Origin of the sequence: Streptomyces sp. NPDC001843 (assembly GCF_042891955.1) — a bacterium.
Lineage (GTDB): Bacteria > Actinomycetota > Actinomycetes > Streptomycetales > Streptomycetaceae > Streptomyces.
The window spans coordinates 177,521-195,745 of record NZ_JBIATQ010000013.1; the positions used below are offsets into that span (position 1 = coordinate 177,521).

The following is an 18,225-nucleotide window of genomic DNA, read 5'->3' on the forward strand; positions in this document are numbered from 1 at the left end:
GCTTGTCGTACGGGGCGCCGTCCAGGGCGCCGGAGCGGACGCCGGCGTCGATGCCGAAGTCCCGCGGTCTGCCCGGGCGAGGAGAAACGCGGCGGTCTGCACCAAGACTTGGCGCGGCATCGCCACCGCTACCGCCTCGGTCCCGCGACGGCGTAGGCCGCGCTGCCGACGACCGCGAGGACCAGGGTCGTCCAGGTGCCCGCTGCCGTGCCGGGAGGCAGCAGCATCCACATCGCCACCTCCATCGGCGCACTCGTCGGCGGCGGGGCGAAGAACGAGAACGAGAGCCAGGCGAACGGCAGCGTCCATGCGTACTGGCCACCCGTGAGCGCCGCGCCCAGGGCGACCAGTCCCATCAGACCCGCGCTGACCCGGACGACGAAGCGGTGGTGGCCGTGGACGCGCCCATGGTCTGCACTGTCAGCAGCGCCGCGGCGACGACCGCACCGGCGAGCAGCACGTGCGCCGTTCTGCGAGGTACCCAGCGGATCGCGGCCGTCCGGTCCAGCGCGAGGTCCTGCCCGCCGAGCCCGATCGAGAAGGCCGTCGCCCCCGTGGCGAGGACGAGCACGGGCAGCCGTGGATCACCGGGGCCCGCGCCCTCGTCCCGGGCGAGTGCCCACACCGCTACCCGATCCGCATCGTCCCCGCCGAGCAGGCGCCGGCCGTCCTGCGTCGCACCGCGAGGATCCCCGGGCAGCGCACCCGCGCCGAGCTGACCGCCCTCGCCGAGCACGCCCTCCCACGCCACACCGGGCGCTAGCCCCCGAACACGACGAGGGCCGACAGGGATGTGCCCTGTCGGCCCCTTGTCGTGTGCCCTGCTCAGCTCAGACGAGGCGCACGTGAAGCCACAGCCAGACCAGCAGGGCGAGGATCGCCGCCGCGGTGAGGGTGCCGATCAGCACGGCAGTGATCACACCGAGCGGCGTCGTCAGGTTGATCGTGAGTACCTTGCTGTACAGCCACTTCAGGCCACGGAGCACCGCGGCGCCGAGCAGCGTGTATATCAGGGCCCCGACCGGCGTCGAGGGGTCAGGCATGAGCGGTTCCTGTCTGCGCCCCCTACGCCGCTGGACAGGCTTGGGCCCGAGCCGGGGCGTGGGGGACACTGTGACTGGGCTGAGCTAGAGGCCGTAGGAAGTCACAGCTCAGCCGGGTTAGGGGCCGGGAGGCGACGCCTCCCGGCCTTCTGACATTCCCGACGATAAGGCCCTCACCGACACCTCTCGGGCGTCCATGGAATGCGACCAACGTCACAGCGAAAGGGGCTTGTTAGTAAGCGCTTTCGACGTAGGGAATGTAGGCAAAAGACGCCGAAAGTCTCGCCCCCCTAGGGGCCTGACCTGCGGAAATGGCGAACCCTTCACCGGGTGACCGTTGGCATAACGCCCAAAGCGGTCGAAATCGCCCCCCGTTGTTCAGCGTGAAAAATGGGGTCCTGAACAAAGCGGACTGAACGGCTCCGATAAGTCGTCCGAAACCTGACCCCGGCGTGGCGCGAATTCGCCCTCTGCTGGACGCTCCCCTCCTGCCGTTCCCTGTCCCACCCGGCACCGCTGCCGCTGGCCTCGTCGTGCGCACTGAATCTGATCACGGCAGCCGCCTACGATCCCCGCCGCTACCTCGACGAGCAGCAGGGGAATCCATGGAACCGGCCACCTACGTCCGCACCGAAGACGTCTCCCTCGGGCAGCTGCGCCCCTACCCCGGCAACGCGAAGCGCGGGAACGTCGGTGCCATCCTGGAGAGCCTGTGCCGTAACGGGCAGTACCGCTCCGTCGTCGGAGGATCCGCGAGATCCAGGCCGAGCGGGTCGCCGCGGCCGAGGCCGTCGCCGCCGAGGGCGACGGCACCGAGCAGCCTGCCGCGCCAGCCGAGCCCGCCACCGCGACCGCCACCCGCCCCGCGCTCAACCTCGCCAACGTGCGCCGCCGTCAGCCGCGGGTACTCCCCGACGCGCTGGCGCCGAAGACTCGCATCACCGCGGCGGTCGACGTCCCAGCTACACCCCCGGGGCCGAGATCGGTTTCGAGGAGATCACCGCTGGGATCACCTCGCGGGCGAACAGCCTGAAGACGGCCGGCGGCGGCGTCGGCCTGGTGATCAGCTACGAGCACCCGTTCTCGAAGGACCTGATCGTCACCGACTCCTCGTCGGCCCCCCGAGGGCACGACGGTCGCCATCACGGCCGCGAATCACCGGCGCCTGCCACAGGGGGACCTCGTCGCCTCCGGCGGCTGGTGCGCCCCGTCAGAGACCCTGTACGAACTGGTCGACGTCGCGTGCCCCGATCTCCTGTGGGACGCCCCGGAGGTCCAGCTCGCGCGCGGCGGCCTGCGCTACCACAAGACGCCGTCGCTGGACGTCGGCGCGATGACGTGGGTTCACACCGAGGCCGACGACATCAGCGGCGCGACGAAGCCCTGCTTCAAGATCCCCTGCCCGACCCCGACCGAGTTCCGCTGTGACGCGGTCGGCGTCTGCCTCGAGTCGGTCATCCTGACGCAGCGGCATTTCCCCGAGCTGACGGCCTGGTACCTGCGCAACGAGTTCGCGGACGAACCGGGCTTTTACCCCCCCCATACCGCCAGCAAGTGGGCCGTGAGCGGCCTGATCAAGATGGCCGCGCTGGAGCTGAGCCGGGACAACCTGCAGTCGCGGGCGCCCACCTTGTTCAAGGCGAAGTGAACTTGCCTTGCGATCCACGGACCGCTGGCTGACGCCGATCTCCTGGGCAACGGCTTGTGTGATCACGGCGTCGGAGCCGTCTTGGACAGCCCCGTTCAGCGGACTGAGCCCGCGTACCTTCCGCAAGCTGATCACCGCTCTACGAGGAGACGGTGTGGATCCGGCTGTTCGTGGCTTCGTGCGGCGTGGGCCCTGCCGAGTTGGCAAGGCCCACGCCACAAGCGGCCACGGAGTGCCGCGGCCCTCCCTCGACGAGCCGCGTCCTGGTCAGCGCGGCTTACCGTCTGCCGGTGGCCTGACGCCCGGCATCACTTCAGCCTCAGGTGCCGGGTGAAGAACTGCGCAGCAGCGTCCCCTGCGAACTGCGGGACGCCCGTGTGCCCGCCCATATTGGCGTGCAGGGACTTCTCCTCGGAGCCGAAGGCGTCGAACAGGTCCAGGGCCGCCTGCCGGTCGTTGCCTTCGTCGTCCCACTGCAGCAGGACGTGCAGCGGAATGGTCACCTGCCGGGCCTCCTCGAACATGGCGCGCGGTACGAGACTCCCGGCGAAGAAGCCGGCGGCCACGATGCGCGGCTCGACCACCGCGAGGCGGATGCCGATGGAGATCACTCCCCCCGAGTACCCGACCGGGCCGCCGATCTCGGGCAGCGACAGCAGGGCGTCCAGGGCGGCCTGCCACTCCGGCACGGCCTTGGCGACGAGCGGGAGGACGAGGGCGTCGACGATCTCGTCACTGACCGGCTCGCCGGCCTCCATGGCCCGGCGCAGATCGGCGCGGGCCTGCTCGATCGCGGGCCAACGGGGCCGGTCACCGCATCCGGGGAGCTCGATGGTGGCCGCGGCGAAACCATCCGCCGCGGCGTGCCGGGCCCGCGCCACCAAGCGGGGGTACATCCTGTGCAGTCCGAGCGTGGGGTGGCCGAGCAGGATCAGCGGGACCGGTACGGAGGCAGACGCGGAAGCGGGCGTCCACAGAAGGCCGGGGATCTCGCCGAGGGTGAATTCGCGCTCGACGACGCCGTCGTCGATGCGCCGTTCAGAAGTGACATGCATGGTCGTGCCTTTCGGGAGTGCGCTTGGACGGCGCTCCCGGACGACGACCTATCGCCCGACCGTGACCCCGGAGGGGAGCACCCATGTGAATACGTTCACGGGTACCACCTCCTCGCTCTCTCGCACGGCCTTCAGGAACGTAGCAGTGGCCGCCGTGGTCCGTAAACGGGTTTTTGCGGCGGGGCCCGGAGCCGGATGCGAGGAGTCGGAACACCACGCAGAACTCCGTGGGGCCTCAACTCGGCTTGCCAAGGCGAGGCTCTGCGACAGGGCGGGCCGCCGGGGGGCGTTCCTCACGGACACGAACATGGCGCACCGCCGAGATAGGCGGGGGCCGACTTAGTCATGCCGCACCTGCAGGAAGAACCCCAGGGCGGGTGACGGCGGGCACGATTGGCAGATATGGGCGACGCCCAAGCCGCTCGACCAGCGGATTCGCCTTCTGCCGTTGGCCCATATCTACCAATTGCCGTACGGCACATGCCGCGAGGCTCGGATGACCTCACTGGAGCAAGTGGTCGGCCTTGCCTGCCTTGATGTCGCGAATCATGACGCGCAGCGCGTCTCGGCTGTCGACGATGAAACGGTCCTCTTGGCCGCGGACGGCCACGTACGCGTTACCGGCCTGGTCGGTTCCTATACGGAAACATGAGTTCCCTTCTCCGCAGAACGGCTCTTCCCACTCGATCTCGGGCATCAGGCATCTCCTCAGAGTTCACGTGCGACTGCATGGATGAAGTCCCTGGAATCACTCGCCGACAGCGCAAGGTCCTCCATCCAGTCCAGGTGGGCGCGGTATTTGGCCAGCTCGGCCTCTCCGTGCAGGAAGTCCGGACCGTGGGAGTTGTCGATCTGCACGGTGTCCAACCGCTCCGTGGCGCCTTCCGCGTACAGAACCGTCTGCCCCGCCCCGGGAAACCCACCATGGGTGAAGGGAACGACCAGCACGGTCACCCCCTCCCGCTCGCCCAGCCGGAGCAGGTGCTCGAGTTGGGCGCGGGCCACACGAGGCCCTCCGAACTGCATGCGAAGGGCGGCTTCATGCACGATGCCGACGAACGGCGGGGGGCTCACGCCGTCCAGCACCTCTTGCCGTCGAGTCCGATGAGCCAGCCGCATCGCGACCTCGTGCTCGGGCAGGCGCGGGAGCACGGCGCGGAACACCGCGAGCGCGTAGTCCGATGTCTGCAGCAGCCCTGGGATGTGCACCGCGCAGGCGGTCCGCATACGCGTGGCCCGTGCCTCCAACTCGGCGATGTCGAGCATCCCCTGCGGAAGCAACCCGCGGTACTGCTCCCACCAGCCCGGTGTGCGGGGTTGGGCCATCTCCACCAACGCGTCGACGTACTTGGCGTCCTCGCATTGGCAGTGGTGAGCCAGAGCCCGCAGGCGTTCCTCGCTGATGGCCCGGACGCCGGACTCCATGTAGGAGATCTTCCCCCGGTCGACGCCCAGGAGACCGGCCGCCTGCTCCGCGGACACCCCCGCCGCTATCCGCATCCTGCGCAACTCGCTGCCGAGACGCCTCTGTCGCTGAGTGGGGACCGCCTTCGGGGGCATGTCGATCCTTCCGTGTTAGCTCAGACGGCAGTCTGCCGTGTGTCTTCGGCCTGTGCCACGATCGGGCTAATTTGGCGAAGGGGATGGCAAATTTACCTTCGACTCCCTCTAGCTTGAACATCGCGCCGCTTTCCGCCGCGAGCAGGAGCGCATCGCGCATGCCCGCCTGCTCTCTCCCGCCCTGGGAGGAGCGGGCCTGCGCCCAGGGAGACAGGCCACTGCTCGCGGTTGCACGCAGAACTGGACGAGTGAAGGAGAGTTGAGAGCGATGGACTGCACCACTTGTACGCCGAGGAAGCCGTGGGAACTTCCCTTTCTCGCGGAGCCGGAGGGAGTGGCGGCGCTGCGGCGGGTTCTACGGGTCCACTTGGGTGTGTGGGGGTTGCCGGAACTGACCGACGCCGCTCAACTCTGCGTCAGCGAGCTTGTCTCCAACGTGATCACTCACGTAGGGCCGGGCACTCCCAGCGTCCTGGCCGTCTCCATGAACGGTACGTACCTGCGTATCGAAGTCCACGACCCCGACACGCGCACCCTACCGACGCTGGTCAGCGCGACCGCCGATGCGGAAGGGGGACGCGGCATGGCACTCGTCGATGCCGTCGCCGACCGCTGGGGCGTTGAAATCTTGGCCGACAACAAGGTGACGTGGTGTGAGCTCGCCACCGGATTGACCACGCCGTACGGGCATCGGAACGACCCGCATGTCTCAAGAGCTGAGATGGTTGTGGACCTCTACAAGGTGAGGGAGTCGGCACCCTCCACCGGGTCACGTCGAGTGAGCAATGCTCTGATCGAGACGATCGTGGTCGGTGCCATCGCCGACCTCCTTCACTGGCTCCGAGCGCACGGTCGCGATGTGGATGAGGCCCTGGACCGGGCACAGACGCACTTCGAGGTGGAAGAAAGGTACCGTGCGGTGGGCGCGCGGTGAGAGATGCATTGATCGGCGGGGGGGGGGAGTCGTCAGATCCCGTGCCGCCCCCGCCCTGTCCATGCATCGGCGGCGCAATGTGTCCCTTGTGTCGTTGTCCTGCGGCCAGCAGCGGGGCAGCGGTTCTAGTGCTCCAAGACATTCGCGAAGAAGCCCACGTGAGGATCGTCAGGCGTACCGACGAGCAGAGCCCGGTCGAGCAGGATGTTGTTGTACTCGCAGCTCGTCTCCGGGAGCATCACGCAGGCATGGCATGCGGCCCGGTTCGTGCCTCCGGCACCGGAGGACCCTGTCTCGATGCACAGCGGATCGGCGGAGCACCAGGAAGCGCGCCTGAGCGCCGAGCGGAGCGCCTCGGCGAGGCGGTCGGGCTCTCCCTGGGCCACCACACCGCCGAGACTACCGGCGGAGTCGCTGGTCGCCGTGTATATGAGGAAGCCGGCCATTCCCGCATCTGCGTACAGGCGCTCGCGCAGTGCCGAGGCCGGGTAACCGGCGTCCAGACTCCACTCGTTGATCAGAACATGCGCCAGGGTGTGCAACAGCACCATGCGAGGGGTGGCGGGCGACGAAGGCGCCTCAGAGGGATCGGTCGCCCGCTCCCTCAGCAGGCGGTCATGGTTGGTTCGCATGAGCTCGACACGGGCGGCCGTCGAAACTGCCCCGGCCCACTCGTCCAGGCGGTTCTCGTCGAGGCGTACGAAGACGCCCTCGCCATGCACCTCCATCGCCGGGAGCCAGTCGGGCGGCGTCAGGGCCAGCTCGGCCTCGCGGCCCTCGGAGCTCGACTCCGGGTCAGCTATGCGAGTAAAGGCCTTCAGCGCTCGCACCTCGCGAAGACGCTTGACCAACATCGGGGTGGCGACACCGAACGGTTCGAGGATCGCGGGGTTCGAGATCGGCTGCTCGCAAATGAACTGTTCGTCACGCCCCTTGTTCTGCAATTCGTTTCCCGAACAGAGCCGCTCGTACTCCTGGCGGCGCAGCGCCTGGTAGCGGCTGACCCCGGAGCTGCCCGAGTCGCCGTCCGGCGCGGGGTCCTCGTCCTGCTCGGCCTCCAGCAGATCCATGACGGCGTCGAGCGATACCGAGTCGTCGCCCTGGAACGCTCCCATGAGGTAGATCTCGATCTTCTCGCGAGACCCCAGCGCGCGCAGATTGTCCCAATGGCCCACCAGCTTGGCGGCCAGACCGTCGCTCCAAGGCGGGATGGAAAGCGCCGACTTCAGAACCGGCTGCCAGACCGCCGACGAACCGCGTTGGAGCGTACGGGGAGCCTGTGTGCAGAACTCGGCGGGTGCCCCCTCCAGCCAGGGGCGCCTGCCCTCGCAGCGCACCCCAAGGTCGGTCAGGGCCGAACGGCGGAAAGCACCTTCCATGGACACCTCAGGCACACCACAGGTGCACGAGATGAGGATCGAGCGCAGGGAAGCGCTCTGACCGGAGAAGCGCATGCTCATCTGCCCGCCGCAGTGTCCGGTCGCGCCCTCGTCGCGGTTCTTGCGGTGCAGCCATTTCCAATAGGGAAAGTCGTCCAGGTGGCCGTCCTCGCAGGCCACGACGAATCGGGACGGAACGAGCGGCTCGTCATCGCAGTCCGTACAGACGTTCCTGCCGACCGGTGGGTTGAAGCCTCGTACATGCTGCAGCGACTGGCACTTCGGGCATGAGTGCCACAGCGGGAAACGCCGTACACGGACTCCGTCTTTGCTGGTGTCCTCGGAGGCCGGGGGCAGACGGAAGTGGCTCACTCCCAGGACACGGGCGAGACGGTGCTCGTGGATGATCGGGGCCTCGTCAAGGGACCAGCTCCGGTGGGCCTCGTCGATGCCGGACACGATGAACGACTCGTTGTCGACCGCGATCAGCGATCCGACACCGTACGTGGTGATCATCTGGGAACGACGGACCGAACCCCGGCGGGGGAGTGCGAGCCGGGGCGCGGTCGAGGTGCCGTCGGTGCGTCGGCGGCGTCGCGCGGGGGGCGGGGTCATCGGGAAGCCTCCATGAACAGAGCGGACTCGGCGTCGACGTCGCGCAAGCTCCACAGAGTGGACCAGGCGCCGTCACCTTCGGACTCGTCGTCGAACGGCTTGAGAAGGGCGGGAGTGGGATCGCCACGACGGGGCTCGTACAGCAGTCCGCCGTACGCGCTCGCCATACGCTGCCACCGGCCGATGAATTCATCGAAGGCGTCGGAGGTGGCTCGCTCTTCCTCCGGGGCGACCTCGGAGACACGGCTGGTCAGCAATGGCTTGATCTCGGTGCGAAGACGGTCCGCGTACGTGTCGATCCGACCGGCGGCATCGTTCTCCCCGGCTTCGGGGATGAGGATGCGGGCCAGGGCCACCACCACGGCGTGCAGACCGCGGTCACGCGACCGTGCGGAGAACGGCGTCACGGACGTCGACTCCACCTCGCGATAGAGCGCGGAATGGAAGTGCAGGAAGTTCTCGTAATGCGAGCGGTCGCGAGGACGCACCGAGTTGAGCATCACGGCGACCAGCCCGGGATGCGCGCGACCCACACGGCTGGTGGCCTGGATGTACTCGGCCGTGGTCTGGGGTTGGCCCATAACCGCCATGAGGCCCAGGCGGTCGACATCGACGCCGACGGCGATCATGTTGGTGGCCAGGAGGACATCACGGACGTCGGGATCCGGGTAGCGCTTCTCGATCTCCTTGAGCCGGGCGGGGATCAGGCTCGCGTCGACCCGGCTCGTCAGCTCCGAGTAGCGGTTGGAGGGGCGCACAGCGGTGCCGTCGCGGTCGGCCAGGAGCCTCAGATAGTCCTCGACGTCGTCGTTCACCTGGAGCTCGGCGGCAGATAGCAGGCGGAGGCTGTTGAAGTAGCCCACCAACGTCCAGTAGGCGTCCCGTACCTCGTCGTCGGTGTCCGCGCACATGGCCTGGTGGAGCAGGGCCGCGTACGTGCGGATGAGAAGTGTCGACTGGCTGGTACCGGGAGCGAGCAGACCCACGTAACGGCGAGTGGCCTTGATCCGGCGATCGGTTTCAACGGCGAACCAGGAGTCCCGCGCGTCGAGGCCGGCCGGAGGGAACTGGCGTACGTCCCGATCGAAGAGATAGCGTCCCTGGTCGGCTGCTCGGCGGATGGTCGCCGTAGAGGCGATCACTTTCGGCTGGTCGGCGAGGGCGTCGACGGCTGTCTCGTAGAGACCGGTGAGAGTTCCCAAGGGGCCGGAGATGAGATGGAGCTCGTCCTGGACGATCAGCTCGGGCGGCGGAGTGGCATCTCCTCGGCGGTCTCGGTTGAAAAGAGCGGCCGTCTGCTTGCGCCATGGCATGGAGGCGAACTTGTCGACCGTGGCGATGACGAGGGTCGGACGGGCCTTGTAGACGGTCTCGTCCACCAAGTGCACCGGCAGGCCGGAGGCGAAATCGCAGTCTGAGCCGGGACAGCGCACCTCCATACGGACATTTTGCTGGTCCACCGAGTAGTTATGGGCGTCCAGGGCCGTACCGCACCACGGGCAGGCGTGGAGCTGCACCGGGTTCTCCGTCTGGAGGGTCTGCCCACCACGCAACTTGTTCAGTTTCTCGGCGGCCGTCTCGAGGTCGTTCGGCGTGGCCGACTTGCCGACCCACATGCCGATCGAGATGCCTTCCTCGCCCAGTCGGCCGGGGTCGCCCCGACGCATCCGCTCCATCGCGCAGATGAGGATGGTGGCTCGCTCGAACTGTTGGAGGGTGAGGAGACGCAGCGTGTACCTCATGAGCACGGTGACGCCTCCTCCGTCGTTCGCGCGACGTAGCCGGCGCAGGAAAGTCGTGAAGGCGATCAGACCGAGGTAGGCCTCGGTCTTGCCACCACCCGTGGGGAACCACAGCAGGTCCGAGATCTCGCGGTCCGGATGGTTCGGATCGTCGATGCCGCGCAGACACAGGAGCATGAACGCGATCTGGAACGGTCGCCAGCGCTGGGCCGACAGGTCTGGCACACCCTTACGGCCGTTCTTCACCCATGCGCTGCGCGCACGCTGCTGCGCCATGGCCCGGTTGGCCAGCCGAAAGGCCTCCATGACCTCCGGCTTGTCCACCAGGACCCGGATGCCCTCGCGGATCCGACCGAGGGCCTCGCGGCAGACGTCGAGCTGCACGTTCGCGGGCTCCTCGTAGGGAGTTCCGGCGAGGGCGGCAGCCTCCGAGGCCTTGGCCTCTATCCACTGCTCGTAGCCGAGGGCCAATCCACGCAATGCGGCGATCACCTCGTCGTCGGCACGCTCGGCCAGGCCGAGCATCCCGAGCGCCGAGCTGTCGATCTCCGGGTTGGAGTCGGTCAACAGGACCTCGTGCGTGGGCAGGAACTCGGATCGAATCTCACTGATCGCGGCAGGCTCTATGTCGGTCACACCAACCTGTGGCGGCGTCCAGTCCCAATGGGCGGAGCAACCATGTCCCACCGCGAAGGTGGGGGCGTGGCGGTGCAGCAAGCGGCTCATGGCCAGCTCGGAGTCGACGGCGGACAGAGCGGCAGAGCGTTCGACGAAGGCGGACGCGCCGTTGGTCGCTCGGACCCGGAGACTGGGCTGGAACAGGGCGAACGCGTCCTGGAGGTCTCGCTCGCTCACGACGTCCGCATTGATCAGAGTGACCGTGACGGTGACAGTGCCGGACGACTGGGCGGCCGGTCGTACGAGGACGTGCAACTGGACCTTGGCGGGCACGAGATCTGTTACGCGCGTCCCCGGGCGTGTGACGTCGACAGGTGCGTCGGGCAGCTCCAGCTCCCGGCGACGCCAATGCTCGCGTTGGTCGCCGGTGGTCCTGGCCTCCGCGCGTCGAGCGGAAACTGAGCGACCCTCGGCGTCCACAGGGTCGTACACGGCGGCTCGCGCCGAAACGACGATCTCGGGGCTCAGTTTCGACGCCACGGCGAAGGTCAGGCCCATGGTCGAGGGGCGTCGGTCACCGGAGGCCGGCGGTTCCGCCGAGCCTCCGGCTTCGTCGAGGCCCTCGTTGACGAGAAGCGGAGCCTCGTCCAACCCTTCCACCTCGGCTACGTCCTCCTTCTGCCGCTGGAGGGCTTCACGGTCGGCAGCCCTAGGGAACAGCACGCCGATCGGGTACCGAGTGATCGGAGCATCCTGGGTGAGCACCTCGACCGGATCGTCACCGGCCAAGACGTCCGGCCCGAGCAGCTCACGACGGAGCCGGGCCACCATTTCCTCACGGACCCGGTAGTGCTCTTCGTGCATGTTCTTCTCGTGTGTCATCCCTGTTCCTCCCGGGCGCGTTCGCCGCGTCGATACCTTCCGATTCCGGTGATCCGAGGAGCGATCCACACCCCGTTGCCGCCGAGTCCCGCATTGGATCCGGCAGCCGTGCTACCGGCGACCGTCTCCAGCGTGTCCACCCGGAGACCGACGATCTCGGTGGGCCAGGAGACGTCCCACGAGCGCGAGATCATCTCCAAGGCGTACAGGTCTCGACGGAAGTGCTCAGAGGCCTCGCCGACGACCCGATCACGGTGGACCAGGTCGTACGGCGGGCTCTGATCAGGTCCCACGGGCATCGGGTGACGCATGCGAAGCGTCACCGGGTCACCTGGGCTGGTGTGCTCCAGCAGGTAGTCCTGCGTCTCGATGACCGACGTGCTCGCGTCCTGCGCCCCAGGAGGCTCTGCGCGGTGCACGTCGTCGGCCCTGGCCTGGATCCCGTAGCGTTCGTGCTTCTTCCAACCGCCCAGATACCAACGGCCGGTCGGGCGGTGGCGTCGTATGCGGGAGGTGTCCGGGCCCGTCACGTGGTACAGATCCTCTCGAGCGCGCGTCATGGCCACATAGAGAGCCCTGGCCTCGGCCGGTACATCGAGATCTTCGTGCGCCTTGCGCAGCTCGGCGATGCCGGGAGGCGACAGCAGCAGGACCCGGTCGTACTCCAGTCCCTTGGCTCGGTGCACCGTCGAGACGATCAACCGAGCCGACTCAGGGTCGCCCAGCTCGTCGGGGAAACGCCCATCGGCCACCAGACGCCCCACGGCGGGTACGTCCACCAGTCCACGGCCCGTACGTCGAGTCGCGGCACGCAGAGACCGCCAGCATCGCTGGGGGTCCACGCCGGGCGCCAACGGGATCTCCGCCAGCAGTTCCAGGAAGCGCTCCTCGGTCAGGGTCAAGGACTCCGCGCGGCGCAACAGTTCGGCGACCCAGGAGGGCACGGGCCGGTCCTGCAGCGAGCGCTTCAGAGCGTGATCCACTCCATGCTGGTACAGGAGTTCCGAGACGGCGAGCGCCTCACGGTTGTCCCGGGTCAGGACAGCACAGGTGTCGGGGTACTCCCTCAAGGAGTCCAGCGTGAATCCGTCGGACAGGTCACCGAGGTGCGGCAGTTCGAGAAGGCGGTCGCGCAGGTCGGCGTAGAGCGCGGAGGCCACGGCCTCCTGGCCGTCCTGGGCGAGCGAGAGGTTCTGCAGCCGGGTGCCGAGAGTGAGGGCTGTGCGTGCCTCCGGGGTCTTCGCCCGGAAGTTCTCGGTCAGGCTGAGCTCGACAAGGTCCTCGTAGGACGTGCGAAGCCAGGCGAAGAACCGATCTGTTTCCCCGGCGCGCTCCGTCGGATCCTCGATCTGGAAACCGTAGATGCCCTGGGCGGAGTCGCCGACCACGGTGAATCCGCACGAACGCTGGAAGCGATCGAGCAATGTCTCCACGAGGTCCCGACGGTCGCCCACCAGATCCTGTGCCTCATCGATGACCACATGCGAGGGAGCACCGACCTCACCGGCCTCCACCGCGCCCTTCTCGATCACGTCCGTGGCGGCGCGGATCCGCTCGTCGAAGCTGCGGGCCGTCCACTCCTCGTCCGGGTAGGACTGGGCCAGCAACTGGTACGCCCACGAGTCGAAGGTCTGCACCCGCACCCTGCGGGCACGGTCACCGTGTCGGGCGATCCGGTCCCGAAGCTCACGGACGGCGGCGCGGGAGAAACTCAGGACGAGGATCTCGCCGGCCTCCAGCGCCTCTTCGGGATCCTCGTGCCCCACCAGGGCGTCCAGGCGTCGCACCACCGTGTGGGTCTTGCCGGAGCCGGCACCGGCCGTGACCAGGAGACGGGTGTCCCAGGGGAGTTCGACGACTGCCCGCTGCTCCTCGGTGAGCGCAGGGCTGTCACCGTAGGGGTCGGTCACTTGCTGCTCCACAGGTGCTCGAACTGGGTGAAGGCGAGGGAGGTGTCGAAGTTCTGGATGTTGTCGCTGACGTTGAGGATCAGACAGGTCTCCTTGCCACCGTTGAGGGGGCCGCGCAGACCGCGCCCGATCATCTGCTGGTACACGTTGGGGCTGTACACGGGACGGGCGACAACGACGGCTCGGGTGGCAGGTGCGTCGAAGCCCTGCGTGAGGACGCCGTAGTTGGTGAGGACCCGAGTCCGGCCGGCTCGGAAGTCGTCGATGCGCCGGCGACGGTCGCTGGCCGAGGTGGTGGAGTCGACGGCCGAGGCGGTGATGTCCAGGTCGCGGAGCTTTGCCGCCAGGTACTTGGCATGGTCGACCGAGGTCGCGAACACCAGTACCGGCCAGTCCTTCGGCATCGCCGAGATCTCGGCCACGATACGGGTACTGCGGTCGTGGTCGTCCGCCAGCCGTTGCTCGGCCGCCCTCGACAGAAGGCTCAACTGCTCGGCGCGCTGCTTCTCCTCATGGGTCAGCGTGATCGTGCCGCCCTGCAGGAGGCGGTGCTCGACCTGCGCGAGCATGCCGAGCTTCTGCAGCTCGGCGTACGCGTCACCGCTCTTGAACACGCCGTCGTCCAGACGCCGGCCGCGACCACCGAAGCGGTTGATGAGGCGGCGTGTCTCTTCGTCATTGGTGTTGCGATACGGCGTCGCGGTGAGGCCCAGAAGATGCCGCTCGGTACGGGAGGCCGTGAGGCCCAGGTGCGCCAGGATCTCGGTGTAACGAGGCGTGATGGCGGTGTGAGCCTCATCGACGATCACGAGGGCGGCGTTGCGCAGCCAGGTGTAGGCGTCGGCGGCGAGACAGCTCGGCTGCTGGAGCTTGGCGTCCGTGGCGACGACCAACTGCGGCCGGTCGGTCACGGGACCCGCCTCGTTCGTCGACCAGAGTCGGTTGATGGCCAGCGGCGTCTCGGCGCCGACCTTCTCCCAGACGAACTTCCAGCTCTGGACGGCCTGCTCGCACAGCTCCTCGGTCTGAGCGATCCACAGGATCGGCCCGTCGAGCCGACCCACCTGCTTCACCCAGCGGATCACCGCCTCGGCCGTGACACGCGTCTTGCCCGCGCCCGTCGGTAGGGACAGCATGCCGCGCTGCGGAACAATCCGGTCCAACATGGCGAAGACGTTGGCTGCCAGCCGTTCCTGGTAGTCGTGCAGTCGCGGGAAGTGGCGCGGTCCGTCGACGTCGATTCGCGGCTCCAGCGTCGGTGCCCGGAAGCCGGCGAAGGCGTCGGGGAAGCGGAGATCGGCCACGAACGCCACCGCGGTGGACGCACCCGTGAACGACGAAGGAGCCTTCGTCGGGTAGAGGCTCTGCAGGTCACGGACATGGACCTGAAGGATGCTGTCTCCATGCGCGTTGAACGCCATCTGCGCGATCCGATAGCCGTCGGGCTCGTTGCCGCTGTTCTCCGCGCGCTCACCGTTCATCAACCCGGCCGGAAGACGATCACGCAGGGCATCGGCACCCAGCAGCAGCAGGAGCTTGGCCACCACGTCGTCGGCCTCACGCACCGCTTTCAGCGCACTCTTGACCTTCTGATCCTCCTCCTGGCGCTGCTGCGCTTCCAGAACCTGTCGACACCCAGGCTCGCCCATGCGCCAACGGAGTTCTCGGTCGACGGCCATCAGGGCTTCGAGTGCGGTGGCCGGTTCGAGTACGAGGATCGTGGATCCCTGGATGCTGCTGTTCAGCGTCCTGGGTCGCAGGCCGTTGGGAGTGCGCGTCACCTCTTCGAGAACCTTGCACCGCTGGAGCGTGTACTGGTCCACCTGCGAACCGCGCAGCTGCCGCAGCGTGGGGTACTCCTCCTTGAGCGGGACCGGCTCGCCGGCGGGCTCGTGCCGGGTCTCGTGGCTGATCACGTCGGCGTACGGCAGCATCCCCCACTGCTTGACGAGCAGCGCGGCGTCCTCGGCCGACGCCGTCAGCAGGGCGGGCAGGCCTTCCGAACGCAGGGCACGGTACTCGTCCTGCGATGAGGCGACCGCGATCTCACCGTCGGGACGAGTGCCCCACTCGTCCCCGATGCGGCACCGAGTGAGCGAGTCGTCGGGGAAGGACACCTCCAGACGTGTCAGCAGCACGTACGTGTTGCCGACGAACGCGTCGTCCTCGCTGCGCTGGAGCTTGTCCAGGAGCTGGTTCCAGAAGGAGTCGGGCACTTCCTCGACACTCGTGGCGAGACGAAGCTTGCGGGCCTTCTCGGAGCTGATCCCGGCGACCGGCAGCACATCGCTGTAGGTCGCCAGTTGAGGGCCGACCGCCTCGTCGAGGGGGCGGATGCCCTGAGAGGTCGGTACGCGGCCGTGCCGCTTGAGCATCCAGCGCATCGGTGACTGCACGGCGCGTCGCGTACCGACCTGAGCGCCCACCTGCAGTGTCCAATTGTCGACTAGCGCGTCCTCGGGCAGGGCCTTCAGGAAGTTGGCGCGTGCCCCGTCCGAAAGCTCGGGCAGCAGGTGCAGGGGGCCGCCCACCGCCGCGCCCTCCAGCTTGATCCTGGCGAGCGTCGGTCGGGACGTCTGGTTGGGCGGCAGGGTCGCGCAGTACGCAGCGTGCAGGGCCTCGCGGTACTGCTCGAACCACGGCTCCTCCTCGGGGCGGTGTCCCGCCGTGGGGCGTTCGTGTAGCCCCACCTCACGGAAGAAGGCCATGTCGTCGGAGTGGAACCGGGTGTCGACGGCGATGGTGGGGTCCGAATCCGCTGTCACGACCGCTCCGGGCAGCAGACAATCTCGCATCGGTCGGAAGCGCCCGTCCGAGGTGCGCACGTGCAGCACCGCCGACGGTTCGGGCACCCGCCGGATCACCTCGTGCGACAAATGGCTGCTGCCGGCCTGGTGGAACAGGTCCCAGAACCGAGTCCACTCCTGGGGACCGTACGAGGTGAAGCCCTGTTCAAGCACGCTGACGAAGCGGCCCCGGACGTCCGCGTCACGGATGCCGAGCATGGAGAGGGCGTTCGCGAGCGACTGGTCGTCCGACAGGGTTGCGTCGACGTACACGAGGGACTCGGGCAGCCCGTCCTGGTCGGTGCGACGGAACACTTTGCCGACCACCGGGGCCACCATGCCGTGCTCTTCCGTCAACACGACCCGCGCGGCGCGTGCCTCGACCGCGAACGGCGAGGAAGACTGGACCATGTCGGCGACGATACGGATGGCAGCGGCCGACGCCTCGGGTGTGCCGTCGGCGACCAGGGCCTCCAACCACTGCCGGACCGAGGCACGTTCGCGCTTGGCGGCTTTGAGGATGTGCTCCACCTTGCCGGCGCGGAGGTCGGTCGCCTCCACGGACGGGTGGAGCCAGTTCGTGGGCCGGCCGGGGTACGAGTTCCACATGGTCAGCCAGCGGACGAGCGACTTGTTGTCCTTGCCGAGCGCCGGGTGGATGTTCAAGTCGCGCGGTACGCGCAGGTGGCCGTCCTGGTCCGGCAGCGAGGGACGATAGGCGGTGGCCTCCCAGATCCGTTCCGTGAGGTAGCGGTCAGCCCAACTGACCGTCTCCGACTCTCGGGCACGGCCGGGAAGGAGCGGCAGGTACGCGGCCGGATCCTCGGCGGGCGCCAGGCTGGGGAGGGACTCCACCACCAGCCGCGCGGCGATCCGGATCATCTCCTGGTTGAACGGGGAGGAGTCCAGCAGGTTCTGCCGGTCCTCATTGGTTTTCCACGCTCCGTTGAGGATCCCGCTCAACGTCATCTCGTACTTGGTCGGGAAGAACGACCAGAATCTGCCCCGTCCCTTGGGAGACGACAGGAGCCCTGAAGCTTCCTTGTCGTACTCGCGCACGGCCCACGAGATGTCGAGAGAGACCCGGTCGTGCAACTCGCCTGCGCTGGAACGGGCGGCGGCGGTCGGCTCGTGGGTCAGGGTGAACACCCGCCAGCGACCCGCGGAGGCGGGCCGGCCGGTGCGTTCCTCACGTACGGTGTGCAGCTCCTGGTCCTGTTCGACCGTGATGGTTCGTCGGACGACCGGGCGCGGACGTCGGTCCTCCAGAATCACCTTTGCAACGTGTGGCGAGAAGAGCTGGAACCCAAGGGGGAACTCTTCCCGGTCGCCCGCCGATCCACCGTGCATGTCCTGGCCGAGCCGCTCGGCCGCGCCGTCGAGCAGCGGAAGACGGACAACGGTGGTGGCCCAGCCGAGGAGTTCGTCGAGCACCGGGTCGGTGGCGCGTTCGGCGTTCTGGTCCAATGCACGGGCCATGCGCAGCACCGGCGCCTCGAACTCCTCGCCGAGCCGTGCCGTGACCTCGGGAACGGAACGGATCTGCGCGTACGCCCACTCGCGATCGAAGCCGAAAGAGCCGGTGCGGCTGAAGAACTGCGGAGTGTCGGTGACGACGAGCACGGATTTCACGCCGACGCCGAAACGCCCGATCTGGCCGCCGCGTTTCCGCGACATGCTCATCCGGAGAATCGTCTCGGCGCCTTCAGGGGTGACCGGAGACCCCTCGTTCGCACAGTATAGATGGGTGTCTGTGAGAACGACGTGGACGGTACCGCCCGGCTCGGCGGCGATTTCATCTGCGGCGTTCTGGACGAGTTCGAAGAGCTGTCTGTCGCCGTATCCGCCCTGGGTGATCCGTCTTTCTCCGTTCGCGTGCTCAGGAATGAGACCGGGATCCACGGCGTACGTCTTGAGGACGCGGGCGGACTGGTCGGTCACGGTCCTGAGCACGGGGGTCAGTTCGGGAGACACGGGACTCCGATCCTGGGGCGATGACCTGGTGGGAAGGTGGTTGCGGGGACCGCATGGCCGAGTGAGATCCGACGGTGGT

Annotated in this window: 11 protein-coding genes and 1 pseudogene; 2 read left to right on the plus strand and 10 right to left on the minus strand. The window is 67.9% G+C overall.

The genetic code is table 11. The features are described 5' to 3' along the window. Positions 1 to 128: 128 nt before the first annotated feature. The 3 genes from ACFYZQ_RS29965 to ACFYZQ_RS29975 form a co-directional block, all read right to left on the minus strand. Complete coding sequence (locus tag ACFYZQ_RS29965) at positions 129 to 356, minus strand: hypothetical protein (RefSeq protein WP_389154272.1); 228 nt, start codon at positions 354 to 356, stop codon at positions 129 to 131. Next, positions 356 to 751, minus strand: a complete 396-nt coding sequence (locus ACFYZQ_RS29970) for a hypothetical protein (RefSeq protein ID WP_389154275.1) — start codon at positions 749 to 751, stop codon at positions 356 to 358. Before ACFYZQ_RS29970 ends, ACFYZQ_RS29965 begins: the two co-directional genes overlap by 1 nt. Positions 752 to 830: 79 nt before the next feature. Then, a complete protein-coding gene (locus ACFYZQ_RS29975) occupies positions 831 to 1,043 on the minus strand; it encodes a hypothetical protein (RefSeq protein ID WP_389154278.1) in 213 nt (70 codons plus the stop codon). A gap of 1,132 nt (positions 1,044 to 2,175) precedes the next feature. Between ACFYZQ_RS29975 and ACFYZQ_RS29980 the strand changes: the two are divergent. Continuing rightward, a pseudogene (locus ACFYZQ_RS29980) lies at positions 2,176 to 2,691 on the plus strand (major capsid protein); the annotation flags it as partial. Positions 2,692 to 2,999: 308 nt separating this feature from the next. On the opposite strand, the gene ACFYZQ_RS29985 reads toward ACFYZQ_RS29980, so the two are convergent. From ACFYZQ_RS29985 to ACFYZQ_RS29995, 3 genes are all read right to left on the minus strand, one after another. Next, a complete protein-coding gene (locus ACFYZQ_RS29985) occupies positions 3,000 to 3,746 on the minus strand; it encodes an alpha/beta hydrolase (protein WP_389154280.1) in 747 nt (248 codons plus the stop codon). A 502-nt stretch (positions 3,747 to 4,248) separates the two neighbouring features. Continuing rightward, entirely contained in the window at positions 4,249 to 4,443 is a 195-nt protein-coding gene (locus ACFYZQ_RS29990) for a hypothetical protein (RefSeq protein ID WP_389154283.1), read from the minus strand. A gap of 11 nt (positions 4,444 to 4,454) precedes the next feature. Next, positions 4,455 to 5,306 (minus strand): helix-turn-helix domain-containing protein, encoded by an 852-nt coding sequence (locus ACFYZQ_RS29995; RefSeq protein WP_389154286.1) that lies wholly within the window; start codon positions 5,304 to 5,306, stop codon positions 4,455 to 4,457. A gap of 268 nt (positions 5,307 to 5,574) precedes the next feature. Here ACFYZQ_RS29995 and ACFYZQ_RS30000 point away from each other — a divergent pair, with 268 nt between their 5' ends. After that, positions 5,575 to 6,240: an ATP-binding protein gene (locus ACFYZQ_RS30000; protein WP_389154289.1), complete on the plus strand. Its 666-nt coding sequence runs from the start codon at positions 5,575 to 5,577 to the stop codon at positions 6,238 to 6,240. Between the two features lie 125 nt (positions 6,241 to 6,365). Here ACFYZQ_RS30000 and drmB read toward each other — a convergent pair whose 3' ends face one another. The 4 genes from drmB to ACFYZQ_RS30020 are packed head-to-tail and all read right to left on the minus strand — an operon-like array spanning position 6,366 to position 18,146. Next, on the minus strand, positions 6,366 to 8,234 hold the full coding sequence (drmB, locus tag ACFYZQ_RS30005; protein WP_389154292.1) for a DrmB family protein: 1,869 nt from the start codon (positions 8,232 to 8,234) through the stop codon (positions 6,366 to 6,368). After that, entirely contained in the window at positions 8,231 to 11,476 is a 3,246-nt protein-coding gene (locus tag ACFYZQ_RS30010) for a helicase-related protein (protein WP_389154295.1), read from the minus strand. Before ACFYZQ_RS30010 ends, drmB begins: the two co-directional genes overlap by 4 nt. After that, positions 11,473 to 13,386, minus strand: a complete 1,914-nt coding sequence (locus ACFYZQ_RS30015; RefSeq protein WP_389154298.1) for a UvrD-helicase domain-containing protein — start codon at positions 13,384 to 13,386, stop codon at positions 11,473 to 11,475. Before ACFYZQ_RS30015 ends, ACFYZQ_RS30010 begins: the two co-directional genes overlap by 4 nt. Next, the gene (locus ACFYZQ_RS30020; protein ID WP_389154301.1) at positions 13,383 to 18,146 is read right to left on the minus strand and encodes a DEAD/DEAH box helicase; all 4,764 of its coding nucleotides are present in this window, start codon (positions 18,144 to 18,146) and stop codon (positions 13,383 to 13,385) included. The genes ACFYZQ_RS30015 and ACFYZQ_RS30020 overlap by 4 nt, the downstream gene beginning before the upstream one ends. Positions 18,147 to 18,225 lie beyond the last annotated feature (79 nt).